Origin of the sequence: Streptomyces sp. CG 926, from assembly GCF_003148825.1 — a bacterium.
Classification (GTDB): domain Bacteria; phylum Actinomycetota; class Actinomycetes; order Streptomycetales; family Streptomycetaceae; genus Streptomyces.
The window spans coordinates 346486-360253 of sequence record NZ_QGGZ01000001.1; the positions used below are offsets into that span (position 1 = coordinate 346486).

General features: G+C 71.2%; 15 protein-coding genes. 9 read left to right on the top strand and 6 right to left on the bottom strand.

Going from position 1 to position 13768, the window contains the following annotated elements; all coding sequences use genetic code 11:
* Positions 1-131 precede the first annotated feature (131 nt).
* The 5 genes from BCL76_RS01395 to BCL76_RS01415 all read left to right on the top strand — a co-directional run bounded on the left by BCL76_RS01395 (position 132) and on the right by BCL76_RS01415 (position 3805).
* The gene (locus BCL76_RS01395) at positions 132-1103 is read left to right on the top strand and encodes an acyl-ACP desaturase (RefSeq protein WP_109777402.1); all 972 of its coding nucleotides are present in this window, start codon (positions 132-134) and stop codon (positions 1101-1103) included.
* 72 nt (positions 1104-1175) lie between these two features.
* Positions 1176-1478, top strand: coding sequence for a hypothetical protein (locus BCL76_RS01400; RefSeq protein WP_109777403.1), 303 nt, complete (start codon positions 1176-1178; stop codon positions 1476-1478).
* Positions 1471-2604, top strand: coding sequence for a hypothetical protein (locus BCL76_RS01405; RefSeq protein WP_146228289.1), 1134 nt, complete (start codon positions 1471-1473; stop codon positions 2602-2604). The genes BCL76_RS01400 and BCL76_RS01405 overlap by 8 nt, the downstream gene beginning before the upstream one ends.
* Positions 2601-3227, top strand: a complete 627-nt coding sequence (locus tag BCL76_RS01410) for a hypothetical protein (RefSeq protein ID WP_109777405.1) — start codon at positions 2601-2603, stop codon at positions 3225-3227. The genes BCL76_RS01405 and BCL76_RS01410 overlap by 4 nt, the downstream gene beginning before the upstream one ends.
* A complete protein-coding gene (locus tag BCL76_RS01415) occupies positions 3224-3805 on the top strand; it encodes a hypothetical protein (protein ID WP_109777406.1) in 582 nt (193 codons plus the stop codon). Before BCL76_RS01410 ends, BCL76_RS01415 begins: the two co-directional genes overlap by 4 nt.
* On the opposite strand, the gene BCL76_RS01420 is transcribed toward BCL76_RS01415, so the two are convergent.
* Positions 3806-4048, bottom strand: coding sequence for a WhiB family transcriptional regulator (locus BCL76_RS01420; RefSeq protein WP_109777407.1), 243 nt, complete (start codon positions 4046-4048; stop codon positions 3806-3808).
* 384 nt (positions 4049-4432) lie between these two features.
* On the opposite strand from BCL76_RS01420, the gene BCL76_RS01430 reads away from it, so the two are divergent.
* The gene (locus BCL76_RS01430) at positions 4433-4774 is read left to right on the top strand and encodes a hypothetical protein (RefSeq protein ID WP_030728813.1); all 342 of its coding nucleotides are present in this window, start codon (positions 4433-4435) and stop codon (positions 4772-4774) included.
* Positions 4775-4861: 87 nt separating this feature from the next.
* Here the strand turns inward: BCL76_RS01430 and ligD are convergent, their stop codons facing one another.
* The gene (gene ligD / locus BCL76_RS01435; RefSeq protein ID WP_181382393.1) at positions 4862-5881 is read right to left on the bottom strand and encodes a non-homologous end-joining DNA ligase; all 1020 of its coding nucleotides are present in this window, start codon (positions 5879-5881) and stop codon (positions 4862-4864) included.
* Positions 5882-5956: 75 nt separating this feature from the next.
* Here ligD and BCL76_RS01440 point away from each other — a divergent pair, with 75 nt between their 5' ends.
* Complete coding sequence (locus BCL76_RS01440; protein WP_109777409.1) at positions 5957-7117, top strand: ATP-dependent DNA ligase; 1161 nt, start codon at positions 5957-5959, stop codon at positions 7115-7117.
* 28 nt (positions 7118-7145) lie between these two features.
* Here BCL76_RS01440 and BCL76_RS01445 read toward each other — a convergent pair whose 3' ends face one another.
* Entirely contained in the window at positions 7146-8546 is a 1401-nt protein-coding gene (locus BCL76_RS01445; protein ID WP_109777410.1) for an NAD(P)/FAD-dependent oxidoreductase, read from the bottom strand.
* Between the two features lie 136 nt (positions 8547-8682).
* Positions 8683-9660, bottom strand: a complete 978-nt coding sequence (locus BCL76_RS01450) for an NAD(P)/FAD-dependent oxidoreductase (protein WP_109777411.1) — start codon at positions 9658-9660, stop codon at positions 8683-8685.
* 66 nt (positions 9661-9726) lie between these two features.
* On the opposite strand from BCL76_RS01450, the gene BCL76_RS01455 reads away from it, so the two are divergent.
* Together BCL76_RS01455 and BCL76_RS01460 are read left to right on the top strand one after the other, a co-directional pair.
* Positions 9727-10344: a helix-turn-helix domain-containing protein gene (locus tag BCL76_RS01455; RefSeq protein ID WP_109777412.1), complete on the top strand. Its 618-nt coding sequence runs from the start codon at positions 9727-9729 to the stop codon at positions 10342-10344.
* Positions 10341-10832 (top strand): nucleotide triphosphate diphosphatase NUDT15, encoded by a 492-nt coding sequence (locus BCL76_RS01460; RefSeq protein WP_109777413.1) that lies wholly within the window; start codon positions 10341-10343, stop codon positions 10830-10832. The genes BCL76_RS01455 and BCL76_RS01460 overlap by 4 nt, the downstream gene beginning before the upstream one ends.
* A 67-nt stretch (positions 10833-10899) precedes the next feature.
* Here BCL76_RS01460 and BCL76_RS01465 read toward each other — a convergent pair whose 3' ends face one another.
* Together BCL76_RS01465 and BCL76_RS01470 are read right to left on the bottom strand one after the other, a co-directional pair.
* Positions 10900-11562, bottom strand: coding sequence for a GOLPH3/VPS74 family protein (locus BCL76_RS01465; protein WP_181382394.1), 663 nt, complete (start codon positions 11560-11562; stop codon positions 10900-10902).
* 135 nt (positions 11563-11697) lie between these two features.
* Entirely contained in the window at positions 11698-13758 is a 2061-nt protein-coding gene (locus BCL76_RS01470) for an MDR family MFS transporter (protein WP_441350745.1), read from the bottom strand.
* Positions 13759-13768 lie beyond the last annotated feature (10 nt).

Below are 13768 nucleotides of genomic sequence, written 5' to 3' on the forward strand. Positions count from 1 at the left end.
AACTGCATAGATAACTGGATGTAACCGGACATACACCTGCCCGGGGGTTGGCTGGCCTTGATGTCACGCTTAACCTACGACTCCGTAGGCTACGGAACCGTAGGTAGTTCGCTTTACACCCAGGAGTACCCGTGACGATCACCTCTCCCCACCTCGGCAGCTCGGAGGCGTGGACAGACGCCAAGCTGCTGTTCGCGCTGGAAGAGGTGGTCGAAAAAGAGCTCAACCGCCATCTGAAGGTCACCAAGGACTGGATGCCCCACGAGTACGTCCCGTGGAGCGAGGGCCGGAACTTCCCCGGCTTCTTCGAGGACGGCGAGGCCTGGGACCCGCAGCAGTCCAAGGTCACCGACATCGGCAAGATCGCGCTGGTCGTGAACCTGCTGACCGAGGACAACCTCCCCAGCTACCACCACGAGATCGCCTCGCTCTTCGGGCGCAACGGCGCCTGGGGCACCTGGGTGCACCGCTGGACCGCCGAGGAGGGCCGCCACGGCATCGTGATGCGCGACTACCTGCTGGCCTCGCGCGCCGTGGACCCGGACAAGCTCGAAGCGTTCCGCATGCAGCACATGTCGGAGGGGTTCGAATCCGACAACCGCCACTCCATGCTGCACTCGGTGGCGTACGTGGCCTTCCAGGAGCTCGCGACCCGCATCTCGCACCGCAACACCGGCCACCAGTCCGGTGACCCGGTCTGCGACCGCATGCTGGCCCGCATCGCGCAGGACGAGAACCTGCACATGGTCTTCTACCGCAACCTGCTGGGCGCGGCCTTCGAGCTCGCCCCGGACCTCACCATGCAGGCCGTGCGCGACGTCGTCGTCAACTTCCGGATGCCCGGACACGGCATGCCCGGCTTCGAGCGGATGGCCGCGCAGATGGCCATCGGCGGGGTCTACAACCTGCGGATCCACCACGACGACGTGCTGAGCCCCGTGATCCGCTTCCTCAAGATCATGGACATCGACGGCTTGGGCCCCGAGGGCCAGAAGGCCCAGGAGGAGCTCGGGCTGTTCATGAACGGCCTGGACTCCGAGGCCAAGAAGTTCGACGAGAAGCTGGCCGCCCGCGCCGCACGTCTCGCCGCCCGCAAGGGCTGACCGATTTCCGCTCGCTCGGGCGAGTGACGCCGATTGCCCTGGCAGAGCCGCGCTCTGCCAGGGTTTCGCGTCATGACCTCGCTCCAGGTGGACATCGACCAGCTGACCCGTCTGACGCGCGCCCTGGACTCCTCGCTGGTCTCCCTGCGGGAGGCCCGCCACGCCCTGGACCACGTACGGCCCGATCAGGTGGGCACGGCGGACCTGGACGCGGCCTGTGACGGCTTCCAGGAACGCTGGGCCTACGGCACGCGGGAGCTGACCAGACGCGTCAAGGACCTCCGTGAGGGCGTGGACCGCAGCGCCACGGAGTACGCGGAGCTGGACCAAGCCGTCCGTGCGGCCTTCCTCCGGGCGGCGGCCGCGCGTGACTGAGTACGCGACGCTGGGCTTCGACCCGGCCCCCGGGAACCCCGCGACCGTCCTGGCCTTGGCCAAGAAGCTCACCGCCTCGGCCACCTCCCTCGGGGAGGCCTCCCGGGTGGTGAAGGACCTGGTCTCCCACAGCTCGGCCTGGCAGGGCGAGGCCGCCACCGCCTTCCGCGCCTCCCTCTCGCAGGACCTCCCCCGCTACCTCGGCGCGGCCCACACCTCCCTCGCCGAAGCGGGCCGCCGGCTCGCGGGGTGGCACGACACGCTGGTCGCCCACCGCGCGCTGGCCGACCGCTACGAGGCCCGGGCCGCGGCGGCGAAGACGGAGGAGGCCCTCACCGACGCCCGCCGACTGGCCCGCGAACTCGCCTCCGAGCACGGCACGGCCGCCCGCCGGGTGGCGCAGACCCTGAACGCGGCGACGGACCGGCTGGCCCCGAAGGAACCGGGCCTCCTGGCCTCGATCTGGAACAAGATCGTCAACGACCCGGCGGACGCGATGTCGAACGCGTCGGCGATCCTGGGCGCGATCGGGGCGGGCGTCGCGCTGCTCTTCCCGCCGGCGGGCCTGGCCATCATGCTCGTCGGCAGCGGCCTGTCCCTGGCGGCCCTGGCGATGCACACCTCGGACCCGAAGTTCCGCAAGTCCCTGACGGACGGCTTCACCAAGGGGCAGTTCGACGCGGACTTCTGGAAGAGCAGCGTGACCCTCCTCGGCGACACCGCGGGCGCGGTCCCGGGCGTGGCGGCGGTCGCCTCCGGCGCGAAGGCCGGCACGGCAGCCGCCCGAGCGGCGATGGCGGCGGCGCCGGAGGGCAGCGCGGTGGTGGGACTCGCCCCCGGAGCCGGCGCATTCAGGCAAGCGGCATGGAGCACCTCGGACGACCTGCGGCAGCTCGACAGCCCTCTGACCGGATGGGCCATGCGATCGTCGTCCCAGGACGCGAGGGACCGAGTGGGTGTGGCGGTGGCAGCAACGGGCGCAGCAACCGCTGCTGGGGACTACGCCTCGGACAGCGAGACGCTCGATCAGGGCTCGACCGCGGTGGACGGTACCCGAGGGGTCTTGGACGACGCTCCCTCGGCCATCAGGAAGTCGGGCCATGTCTGGTCGGCGTTGCGGCCATGACGCGTCGAAGCGGCCTGCCGCCCGTCTGGTTCCGTCTGCCTCCGGGTTTCTACGACATCGACCCCGAGGACAGAACGGCGCTGGACGCATTCGCCGAGGCCCTCGGTGGCTCCGAGGCGCAGCAGCAATTGTCCCGGCTCATGGACGAGCTGGATGGGCTGGCAGGACACGAGGTCGTGCACACCGCGTTCGGTTTTCATCCCGAGGAGCCGGCGGGCGTCGCCACGTCACTGTTCTCCCTGACCTTACGACGGATCGAGCAGCCCAACCCCCGCCTCTCCGTGGCACGTACCGCCCTGGCCATTGCCCGCTCGCCCTTGTGGACGGGCGCCGACCGCAGGTTCATCGACTTGCCGTCCGCCCGCCCCTGCTGCCTCGTCGCCGGGACGATGTCCTTGCCCGACCTGGACCGATGCCCCTTTCAGGCCAGGGCCGTGACCACCCATCCGGACGGGCTCCATCTGCTCGTCCTCGATCTGACCAGTGCGTCCACCCAACACAGCGCCGCATACACGGACATCCTCGAAGCGATCGCGCACACCCTCGAGTTCTCCGACCCCGACCCCGCTGCACATGGGCCTATCGTCTCGGGGACCTCACGCATCCTGGAGGTACTCCTGTGAGCGTCACCCTCACCAAGTCGGCCTGGGACCACCCTTCGACGGTGGTCGGCTACAAGCGGCTGGTGATCCGCCGGCTCGTCTGGGTGCTCTGTCTCGGTGTTCCTCCGCTGATCGCCCTGTCCGGCTCCGGTGTCAGCCGCCGTGCGGCCTGGGCCCTCATCATCATGATCATTCTCGGGATGCCCTATTTGCCGTGGGTGGTCGTCATGTACTTCCGCCGACGCCGGGTCGCCGCCGTACTCCAGGCCTACCCCTGGCGGGAGTGGCCGTGCCACCACCCACGCAGGCCGCCCGGAAGCCCCGCGACCATCGCCGTTCCGTTCCGGGAGGACTTCACAGCGATGTTCCGCGTCATCCCGTTCCCGGTCCCGGTCGCGATCATGGAAGGCGACCACCCGGACCGGATCTGGTTCGCCGGGGATCCCCGGTTCGGTGGGGTCGTGTCGCCCGTCGGGGGGCATTACCCCGTGCGCGTCGTGCCCCACACACCGCGTCGGGAGGAGTGCGGTGGCGAGGGGTTCGAACTCGCGCGGCGTGTGGGGCTGGTGCGGGCGAGCGGGAAGGCGACGCGCACCTGATCAGCGGCGGCGCAGGGCCTGGCGCTCGGACTCCGAGAGGCCGCCCCAGACTCCGAAGCGTTCGTCATTGGCCAGGGCGTACTCCAAGCACGCGGCCCGCCCCTCGCAGGCACCGCACAGGCGCTTCGCGTCGCGCAGCGAGGAGCCGGGCTCCGGGAAGAAGAAGCCGGGGCCCGTCTGGGCGCACAGGGCGAGGTCGTACCAAGCGGTGTCAGTGGTTGCGGCAGTGGTATTAATCGACATGCCGGTGATACTTACCGCCGCGGATGGACGTCCGATCAACGACTGATCAACACCACGTCATGGCCCGGGCGCGCCGCCGCCGCGACACAGTCGGCCACCGCGAAGTACGGCTTTCAACAAGGCCGTTCGGCCTCACCTCCACCGGGTCGGTCGACATCCGCACCAGGCCGTCGAACGCCGCCTCGCCCATCACGCCGGCGCCAAGGCTCGCTACGCCGATCAGGCAACGGCCGAACCGGTGGACCTGAAACCACGTCAACACGCTCTGGCCAGCGGGTCAGCCATGCCACACGGCAGAGCGGGTCTCAGGGCACGCCCGTCGCCCATATATGTGTGTTACCACTGAAAATAGGTTGGAGAACCTGGAAACACAGGAGGATCGACATGGCAGGTGCGGCTTTCGCCAAGCTTCTGTTCCTGGAGGCGAAAAGGGTGCAGGACCCGGACGGCGCGGACGAGATCCTCGTCGGCAGGGGTGACGGCGGCACCTTCGAAAAGGTACGCATGCGCGTCGGGGACGTGTTCGAATTCGACGAGCGGTTCGTACCGTTCGTCAATCAGGCGCCGATCGACATCGTCCTGCACGAGGTGAACGAGGCGGCCGGCCAGTCCAGCTTCATCGGAGGGGCGAAGATCATCCCCTCGGAGGTGGGCCTCGGCGAACGGACGCAGGCGATCGGCGCGCTCTCCCTGGCTCTGTACGAGCTGACGTACAAGGTCCTGTGACGACCCGTCATCGATCGTCGCGAATCTGTCGTTCCCCGGTCTGAGCGAGGCCGGATCGGAGGGCGGCGGTGGCCGACCGAACGCCCGTCAGTCCTCGTGCTTCGCCCGGCTGGGCTGGACGCGCTTGGGCTCGCCCGGCATCTTCGGGTAGTCCGGGGGGTAGGGCATGTCGCCGAGGCCGTGCTCGTGTTCGTCGCGGGCCGCGAGTTCCAGTACGGCGTCCAGGGCGAAGGCGTGCTCGTCCATGTCCGCGTGCAGGTCGCCCAGTTCGGCGAAGCGCGCCGGCATCGTCACGATGTCGAAGTCGCGGGGTTCCGCGTCGTCCACCTCGTCCCAGCGCAGGGGCGCCGATACCGGGGCGTGCGGGCGGGGGCGGACGGAGTAGGCGGAGGCGATCGTTCGGTCGCGGGCCGTCTGGTTGTAGTCGACGAAGATCCGCTCGCCGCGCTCCTCCTTCCACCAGGCCGTCGTGACCTTGCCCGGCATGCGGCGCTCCAGTTCCCGGCCGAGGGCGATGGCGCATCGGCGGACCTCGGTGAAGGTCCAGCGCGGCTCGATCGGCACGAAAACGTGCAGCCCGCGGCCGCCCGAGGTCTTGGGCCAGCCCCGCAGGCCCAGTTCCTCCAGCAGGGCACGTAGTTCGTGGGCGGCCGCCACCGCGTGGTGGTAGTCGGTGCCCGGCTGCGGGTCCAGGTCGATCCGGAGCTCGTCGGGGTGGTCGGTGTCCTCGCGCCGCACCGGCCAGGGATGGAAGGTGAGGCACCCCAGGTTGGCCGCCCACAGGACGGCGGCCGGTTCGGTCGGGCAGATCTCGTCGGCCGTCCGGCCGCTCGGGAAGGCGATGTGGGCGGTGGGAATCCAGTCGGGAAGGTTCTTCGGCGCCCGCTTCTGGAAGAAGGACTCGCCCTCGACCCCGTCCGGGAAGCGCTCCAGGGTCGTCGGCCGGTTGCGCAGGGCGCGCGTGATGCCGGGTGCCACCGCCAGGTAGTACTCCGCCACCTGCCTCTTGGTGAGGCCGCGCTCCGGGAAGTACACCTTGTCCGGACTGGACAGCCGTACCGTCCGCCCGCCCGCGTCCAGCTCGATCGCATTACCGGCAGCACCCATGTGGGCCACGGTAGGCGGGCCCGGTCCCGCGCGCATACCGGGCGGGTCCGGACGTACCACCGCAGAATCGAAGGCATGGATCTGCCAGTGATGCCGCCCGTGAAACCGATGCTCGCCAAGTCCGTGGCGAAGATCCCGCCCGGGATGCAGTACGAGGCCAAGTGGGACGGCTTCCGGGCCATCGTGTATCGCGACGGCGATGAGATCGAGCTGGGCAGCCGCACCGGAAAGTCCCTGACCAGGTATTTCCCCGAGCTGGTGACCGCTCTGAAGGACAACCTGCCGACCCGTTGCGTCATGGACGGCGAGATCGTCATCGTTCACGGCGGGCGCCTCGATTTCGACCGACTGACCGAGCGCATCCATCCCGCGCAGTCCCGCGTCGCCCTGCTGGCCGAGACCACGCCCGCCGGCTTCGTCGCCTTCGACCTGCTCGCCCTCGGCGACGTCTTGCTGCTCGACAGCCCGCTCGCCGACCGCCGTGCCGCCCTCGTGCGTTCCCTCTCCACCGCTCGGCCCCCCGTTCATCTCGCGCCCGCGACCACCGATCCCGCGCTCGCGCAGGAGTGGTTCGAGCGATTCGAGGGCGCCGGGCTCGACGGGGTGATCGCCAAACCGCTCGATCTCCGCTACCGGCCCGATGCCCGCCTCATGTTCAAGGTCAAACACCAACGTACGGCCGACGTCGTCGTCGCCGGTTTCCGTTTCCACAAGAGCGGTCCGATTGTCGGATCACTGCTGCTCGGCCTGTACGACGCCCACGGCGTCCTCCAGCACGTGGGGGTGTGCGCCGCCTTCCCCATGAAGCGCCGCGCCGAGCTGGTGAAGGAACTCGAACCCCTGCGGATGCCCGACCCGACCGGCCACCCGTGGGCCGCATGGGCCGAGGAGTCCGCCCACGAGAGCGCCCGGCTGCCCGGCGCGCAGAGCCGCTGGACCGGCAAGAAGGACCTGTCCTGGGTACCGCTGCGACCCGAGCGGGTCATGGAGGTGAAGTACGACCACATGGAGGGGGACCGCTTCCGCCACACCGCGCAGTTCCACCGCTGGCGGGCCGACCGGACGCCCGAGAGTTGCACCTACGCCCAGTTGGAGGAGGTCGTCGGCTACGACCTCGCCGAGGTCCTCGGCCTCGGCCCCACCGCCGAACCCACCGCCGAACCCACCGCCGACCCTCACACCGACGCCCACACCGACGCCCACGCCGGCCCGGACGCCGACACCGCGTCCGACTGAGCGAGCGGCCACCCGACCGGGCGGTGCCTCAGCCCGCCGTCAGCTTCTCCCACTCCTCCCGGTCCGGCCCCGCCACGTTCGGCGCGTAGTGCGGCCGAGCCGCCAGCCATCGCGTCACCCGGGCGCGGATCTCCGGATCCGCGTACGCCCGCTCCGGCGGCTCCGCCAGGTGCCGCACCCGCGCCCGCGCCCGCATCACCACCGGATCCTCCAGCGCGCAGTCGAACAGCGCGGACACCTCGCGCGCCGTCCCGCCGCGCACCGCCCGGGTGGCGAAACGCTCGCCGATCGCCGCGTCCGCGACCACCTGGAAGTCGAACCACGGCTTCAGCGTCCGTTCCGCCCACGCGTGGTGATCGGCGGCGTACCGCGCCGATCCCGGGTCCCGGTGCGCTGTACGGGCCACCCTGCGCGCCGCCCACAGCGCGAGCGAGGTGCCCTGCCCGAGGGTCGGGTTGGTGTGCGTGATCGCGTCCCCGACCGGTACCAGCCCGGTCACCACCGGGCCCGCCTCGTCGACCAGCGCGCTCCACCGGTTGTCCAGGCTCGCCGTGGCCAGGATTCCCGACAGCGGCTCGGCACCCAGTCCCAGCCAGGCCGCGCCGGGCGGGAAGGCGCGGGCCGCCGCCTCGAAGACGGCGGGGTCGCGCAGGGCCGAGCGCGTGGTGTCCGTGGTGTGCACGAACAGCGTCACGGCGAACACCCGGTTGTCGGCCGGGAAGACGGCGCACCCGGCGAAGGGTCCGCCGGTCACCGCCCACGGCCGGCGCGGCCCCTCCTCCATGCCCTCGGGCAGCCGGTACCAGCGGCAGAAGTACGCGAGCCCCGTGCGGTGCCGTTCCACGACCGCCGGCCGGCTGCCGGCCTCGGCCAGCCTGCGTTCGGTGCCTCCGCGCCGCCCGCAGGCGTCCACGACGAGGTCCCCCGGGTAGCTCCCGGCCTCGGTGGTCACTCCCGTCACCTGGATCCCGGCGCCCTCCGACGAGCCCGGCGCCGTGATCAGCCCGCCCACCGGCTCCCCGTACCGGACGACCACCCCCGGTTCGGCGCGCAGCGCCGTGGCCAGCGCGCTCTCCAGCACGATGCGCCGGGCCTGCAGCATCACCAGGTCCTCGTCGCCGGGCCGCGCGGGCGGACGTACGTCGAACCAGTCCAGCTCGTGCCGTTCGCGGGCGCCGAGCCGAAGCATCTCCTCATGGACGTCGGGCAGATCGCCGCGCAGAACGTTGCGAGCGGCCCCGAGCAGCACGTGCGGCTGGGCCGCCTGCGGTACCGTCGGCCGCCGCCAGCCGAAGAAGTCACGGTCGAGCGCCGTGCCCGGGGCCCGCGTATCGCGCTCGAAGAGCTCCGCCGTATGTCCCCGCCGCGCCGCGAGCAGGGCGGTGGCGGCCCCCGCGACACCTCCGCCGATGACCAGCACATGTGCCATGGAGCGTCCCCCCGAACCGTTGGACCGTACGACGATCACACCGCTCAGAGCCTGCGCGAACGAGGGCCGACCGAAACCCGCACAGATGTCCGACAATCGCTCGAGCAGGACCGAAACCCCTCACGCGCGCAGTCCTTCACACGGCGACCCGGGCGCGGTAGGCCTCCAGGGCCCGCCGGGTCTGGGCCTCGATCAGGTCGGTGTTGACGGCCACCGCCGCCCGCACCCCCTGCGCGGCCACGCCCGGGACCTTCTCCAGCGGGGAGGTCACATTGCCCGCGACCCAGACCCCGGGCAGGGCGGTGGCCCCGGTGTCCGGATCGGATTCCACGCAGGTGCCGATCGCCAGGCCGTCCCGCTCCATGACGACGGTCGGCAGGCCCAGGCTGCTCAGGACACCCGAGCGGGCGGTGAACCGCGGGGCGACCACCAATGCCCCGCACTCCACCACGGCGCCGCCGGCCAGGGTCACACCGGTCAGCCGGTCCTCCTGGACCACGAGGCCGGTCACCTCGCCCTCGACGACCCGGACCCCGAGGGCGGCTGACAGTTCCCGGTCCTCGGCGGTGAGCCGCCAGGTGTGCGCGAGCAGGGTGATCCGCTCGCTCCACTGCCGCCAGAGCTGGGCCTGGTGCAGGGCGAGGGGCCCGTCGGCCAGCACCGCGATCGGCCGGTCCCGGACCTCCCAGCCATGGCAGTAGGGGCAGTGCAGCACGTCCCGCCCCCAGCGCGCCCCGAGGCCCGGCACGGCGGGCAGCTCGTCCACCAGGCCGGTGGCGACCAGCAGCCGGCGCGCCCGGACGGTCGTGCCGTCGCCGCAGCGCACCAGGAAGCTCCCGTCGGGCAGCCGGTCCGCGGCCACGGCCGTGCCCGGCCGGATCTCCCCGCCGTAGCCGGCCACCTCCGCGCGCCCCTTGGCCGACAGCGCGGCGGGGCTCTCCCCGTCCTGCCCGAGGTATCCGTGCATGTGCGCGGCCGGGGCGTTGCGCGGGCTGCCGGAGTCGATGACCAGTACCGAACGGCGGGCCCGCACCAGGGTCAGTGCCCCGGCCAGCCCGGCGGCCCCGCCACCCACGACCACCACGTCGAAGGAGTTGTCGCTTGTGTCGTCCATACCTGTGAGGGTCCGCCCACGCCGGCCCGCTTGACAAATGTTCTTGCCGAAGTGGCAAATGGATCCATGGCCACCGAGGAACAGGACGAGGAACTCGCCGACGTGCTCACCGCCGTGGGTCCGCGGCTGCGCGCCCTGCGAAGACAGCGCGGCACCACGCTGGCCCAGCTCAGCGAGAGCACCGGCATCTCGCTCTCGACCCTCTCCCGGTTGGAGTCCGGACAGCGCAGGCCGACGCTGGAGCTGCTGCTTCCGTTGGCCAGGGCGCACCGGGTGGCGCTCGACGAGCTGGTCGGCGCCCCGGAGACCGGGGACCCCCGGATCCGCCCCCGCCCCTTCGTCCGGCACGGCAGCACCTATGTGCCGCTGACCCGGAAATTCAGCGGGGTGCACGCCTTCAAGCAGATCCTCCCGCCCCTCGAAGGTCCGCCGCCCGAGCCGGAGCTGCAGGTCCACGAGGGCTACGAGTGGCTGTACGTGCTCGCCGGACGCATCCGCCTGCTGCTCGGCGGGCACGACCTCGTCCTCGGTCCGGGCGAGGCCGCCGAGTTCGACACGCGCACCCCGCACGCCTTCTTCAACGCGGGCCCCGAGCCGGCGGAGTTCCTCAGCCTCTTCGGCCCCCAGGGCGAGCGGATCCACGTTCGGGCCCGGCCCACCCCTGCATCGGAAGGACGTCCATGACCACCCCTGGCGAACGCCCCGAGCGCGCCGCGCCGCAGCCTCATGCCGTCGTCGGCGTCGGACTCGTCGTCCTGGCGACGGACGGCCGGGTGCTGCTCGGCCAGGCCCACGACGGCCGCTGGGAGCTTCCCGGCGGCAAGGTCGACCCCGGGGAGGGCTTCGAGCGCGCCGCCGCCCGGGAGCTCGCCGAGGAGACGGATCTGCGGGCGGCCCCCGAGTCGATCCGGATCCTGTCCGTGCAGATCGACTCGCAGGCCGGAGTGACCCGGCTGACGGCAGCCGCCGTCACCACCTCGGCCGAGGGTGTCCCGGCCGTCACCGAGCCGCACAAGATCGCCCGCTGGCGGTGGTTCGCCCCCGACGAGATCCCCTCGGCCCTCTACGTCCCGTCGGCGGCCGTGCTGCGCGCCTGGCGCCCGGACCTCACCACGCTGCCGCCCGTCCCCTCGTACGCCTACCCGCTCGCGGGCCCCGGCACCGCTCCCTGATCCCGACAGGATCCGCAAGAGACGACCGAGGAGACGCGGCCGAGGAGACGCGACCCGAGGAGACGACTCAAGAGGTGGCCGTCAGGACCGTCACGACGGTCACCGTCACCATCGCGGCCTGCATGTCGCGGATGGCGGCCCGGACGCTCTCGGCCGCCCACCGGCCGGCGGCCAACTCCGCCATCCGGGCGGTCACCTCGTCGGGCTGCCGGTCGGGGAAGGCGAGCCGGTGCAGCTTGGCCGAGTGGATCAGGGCGATGAGGCCGGCCGTCCGCTCGTCCGGCTCGGCGCCGTCGAGGACGACCGCGCGGAGCCGCTCGCGCAGGGCGCTCTCGACGGTGCCGTCGGCCTCGGGATAGCGGCGCTGCGGGAACACCCCGAACACCTTGTGCACCTGGGCCACCACCAGCCCACGCTCCCCCAGCCGCTCCAGGGTGGCGCCGACCGCCTTGGGCTGGTCCTTCGTCAGCCAGTCCGTCACCCGGCGCTTGTCGCGCCCCCGCAGCCAGGCCTCCAGCAACCGGATCCGGCCGTCGAGCAGTTCTTCCCCCGTGGGCTCGGTGTTGCTGAGCTCCAGGTACTTGCCCGCCACCGACACCCGCTCGGCCAGGACCAGTTCGAGCAGGAGTGCGCCCGCCACCGCCCAACCCGCCGATTGGCGCTGGCGTGCCGCCCCGGACTCGTCGTCCAGGGAGAGCAACATGATCTCTTCGGCCAGTGTGACCCTCACGAGCGCCCCCGTCGTCCGTCGTCGGTCGTGCGTCGGTCGTGCGTCGGTCGTCGTCCCGCTGCCGGTCCGGCTGTCCGACCGCTTCGAAGGGGATGACGAGCGACCGCGCCCCGGGGTTCCGTTCCGGGCCCGGGTCTATCGCCGCACCACCACCTTTGGCGCGAAGTTGCCCTCCCCCAGGTCCTCCGCGAGCAACCGCTTGGCGATCGCGTCCGCCGCGACCCGCAGTTCGGCGCTCCGCGGCCGCCCCCGGTCCTTCTCCAACTGGTCCTTGAGCCACTCGCCCCACGCCATCGAAATCACGTCGGCCTCCCGTTGCCCGGCCGCCGTGAGAGTCACGAAGCCGTCCTCGCGGCTGACGAAACCCTCGTCCGCCATCCGCTCGTAGACGGGGATCAGCACCTCCGGCGGCAGGGACCGGCGGCCGGCGATCAGTCCGAGGCTCGCGTGGCCGATGGTCCGGGTCATCACGTCCACCTGCATCACCGCCCAGGCGCCCGCGATGTCCAGCCGGGTGTCGGAGCCCTCGACGATCCCCCGCGCCGTGTCCGCGCCCATGTTCCGTACGAGTTTGCCGACGGCCAGCTCCAGCAGCTTGGCCGAGTCCCCCGAGGCCGTGGCCGGTGAGCCGAACCCGTCGCCCATGTCCGTGGAACCGGCGCGGGCGCTGTCGCGCAGCCGCACCTGCTTGAGGAACAGCGCCACGACGAAGCCGCACACGGCGACCGGAACGGTATACAGGAACACGGTCTGCAGGGCCTGCGCGTATGCGTCGATCAGCGGGGCGGCGACCTCGGGGGCGAGTCGATGCACCCCCTCCGGGGTGGACGCCGCCTTGGCCAGCTGCGCCGGATCCTGCCCGGCGAGGCGCGCCGCCTCCCCGTAGGCGGCCTTCAGCTCGGGCCCCAGGTGGTTCGCGTAGATCGTCCCGAAGACCGCGGTCCCGAAGGCGCTGCCGAGCGTACGGAAGAAGGTGACGCCCGAGGTGGCGGTGCCGAGGTCGGCGTAGTCGACCGTGTTCTGCACGGCGATGGTCAGCACCTGCATGGACAGGCCGATGCCGGTGCCGAGCACGAACATGTACAGCGATTCCAGCACGGTGCCGGTCCCTGGGTGCATCAGCGACAGCAGGTAGAGGCCGACGCCCATGACCGCGTTCCCGACGATCGGGAAGATCCGGTACCGGCCGGTCCTGCTCACCACGTTGCCGCTGAAGACGGAGGCGATCAGCAGGCCGATGACCATGGGCAGGGTCCGGACGCCCGAGATCGTGGCCGAGTCCCCGTCGACGTACTGGAGGTAGGTCGGCAGGAACGTCATCGCGCCGAGCATCGCGAACCCGACGATGAAGCTCAGGATCGAGCACACGGAGAAGACCGGATTGCGGAAGAGACGCATCGGCAGCGTCGGTTCCGCGGCGCGCGTCTCGACCAGGCAGAACAACGCCAGCGCGATCGCTCCGCCCACGAACAGGCCGATGATGACCGGAGAGGTCCAGGGGTACTCGTTCCCACCCCAACTGGTGCCCAGGATCAGCGCGCCGGCGCCGACGGCGACCAGCGCGATGCCCAGGTAGTCGATGACCGGCTTGCCCGAGGCGCGGACGGTCGGGATGGTCTTCGCGGCCGCGATGACGACGAGGATCGCGATCGGGACGTTGACGTAGAAGCACCACCGCCAGGTCAGCTGGTCGGTGAAGAAGCCGCCGAGCAGGGGTCCGATCACGGTGGCGACCCCGAAGACGGCGCCGATCATGCCCTGGTACTTGCCGCGTTCCCGCAGGGGCACCACATCGGCGATCAGCGCCATCGCGGTGACCATCAGGCCGCCGGCCCCGATGCCCTGGACGCCTCGCCACACGATCAGGAAGGTCATGTTGCCGGAGAAGCCGCACAGGAAGGAGCCGCTGATGAAGACGATGGCGGAGATCTGGAAGATCAGTTTCCGGCCGAAGAGGTCACCGAACTTACCGACCAGGACCGTGGCCACGGTCTCGGCGAGCAGGTACGAGGTCACGACCCACGACATGTGGTCGCCGCCGCCCAGGTCCCCCACGATCGTGGGCAGCGCGGTCCCGACGATCGTCTGGTCGAGCGCCGCGAGCAGCACACCGAGCATGATCGTGCCGAAGATGACGTTGCGCCGCCGCCGGTCGATCACGGGGGGCGCGGCGGCTTCGGCGGGGGCAGTGGTCACTCTCGCACTG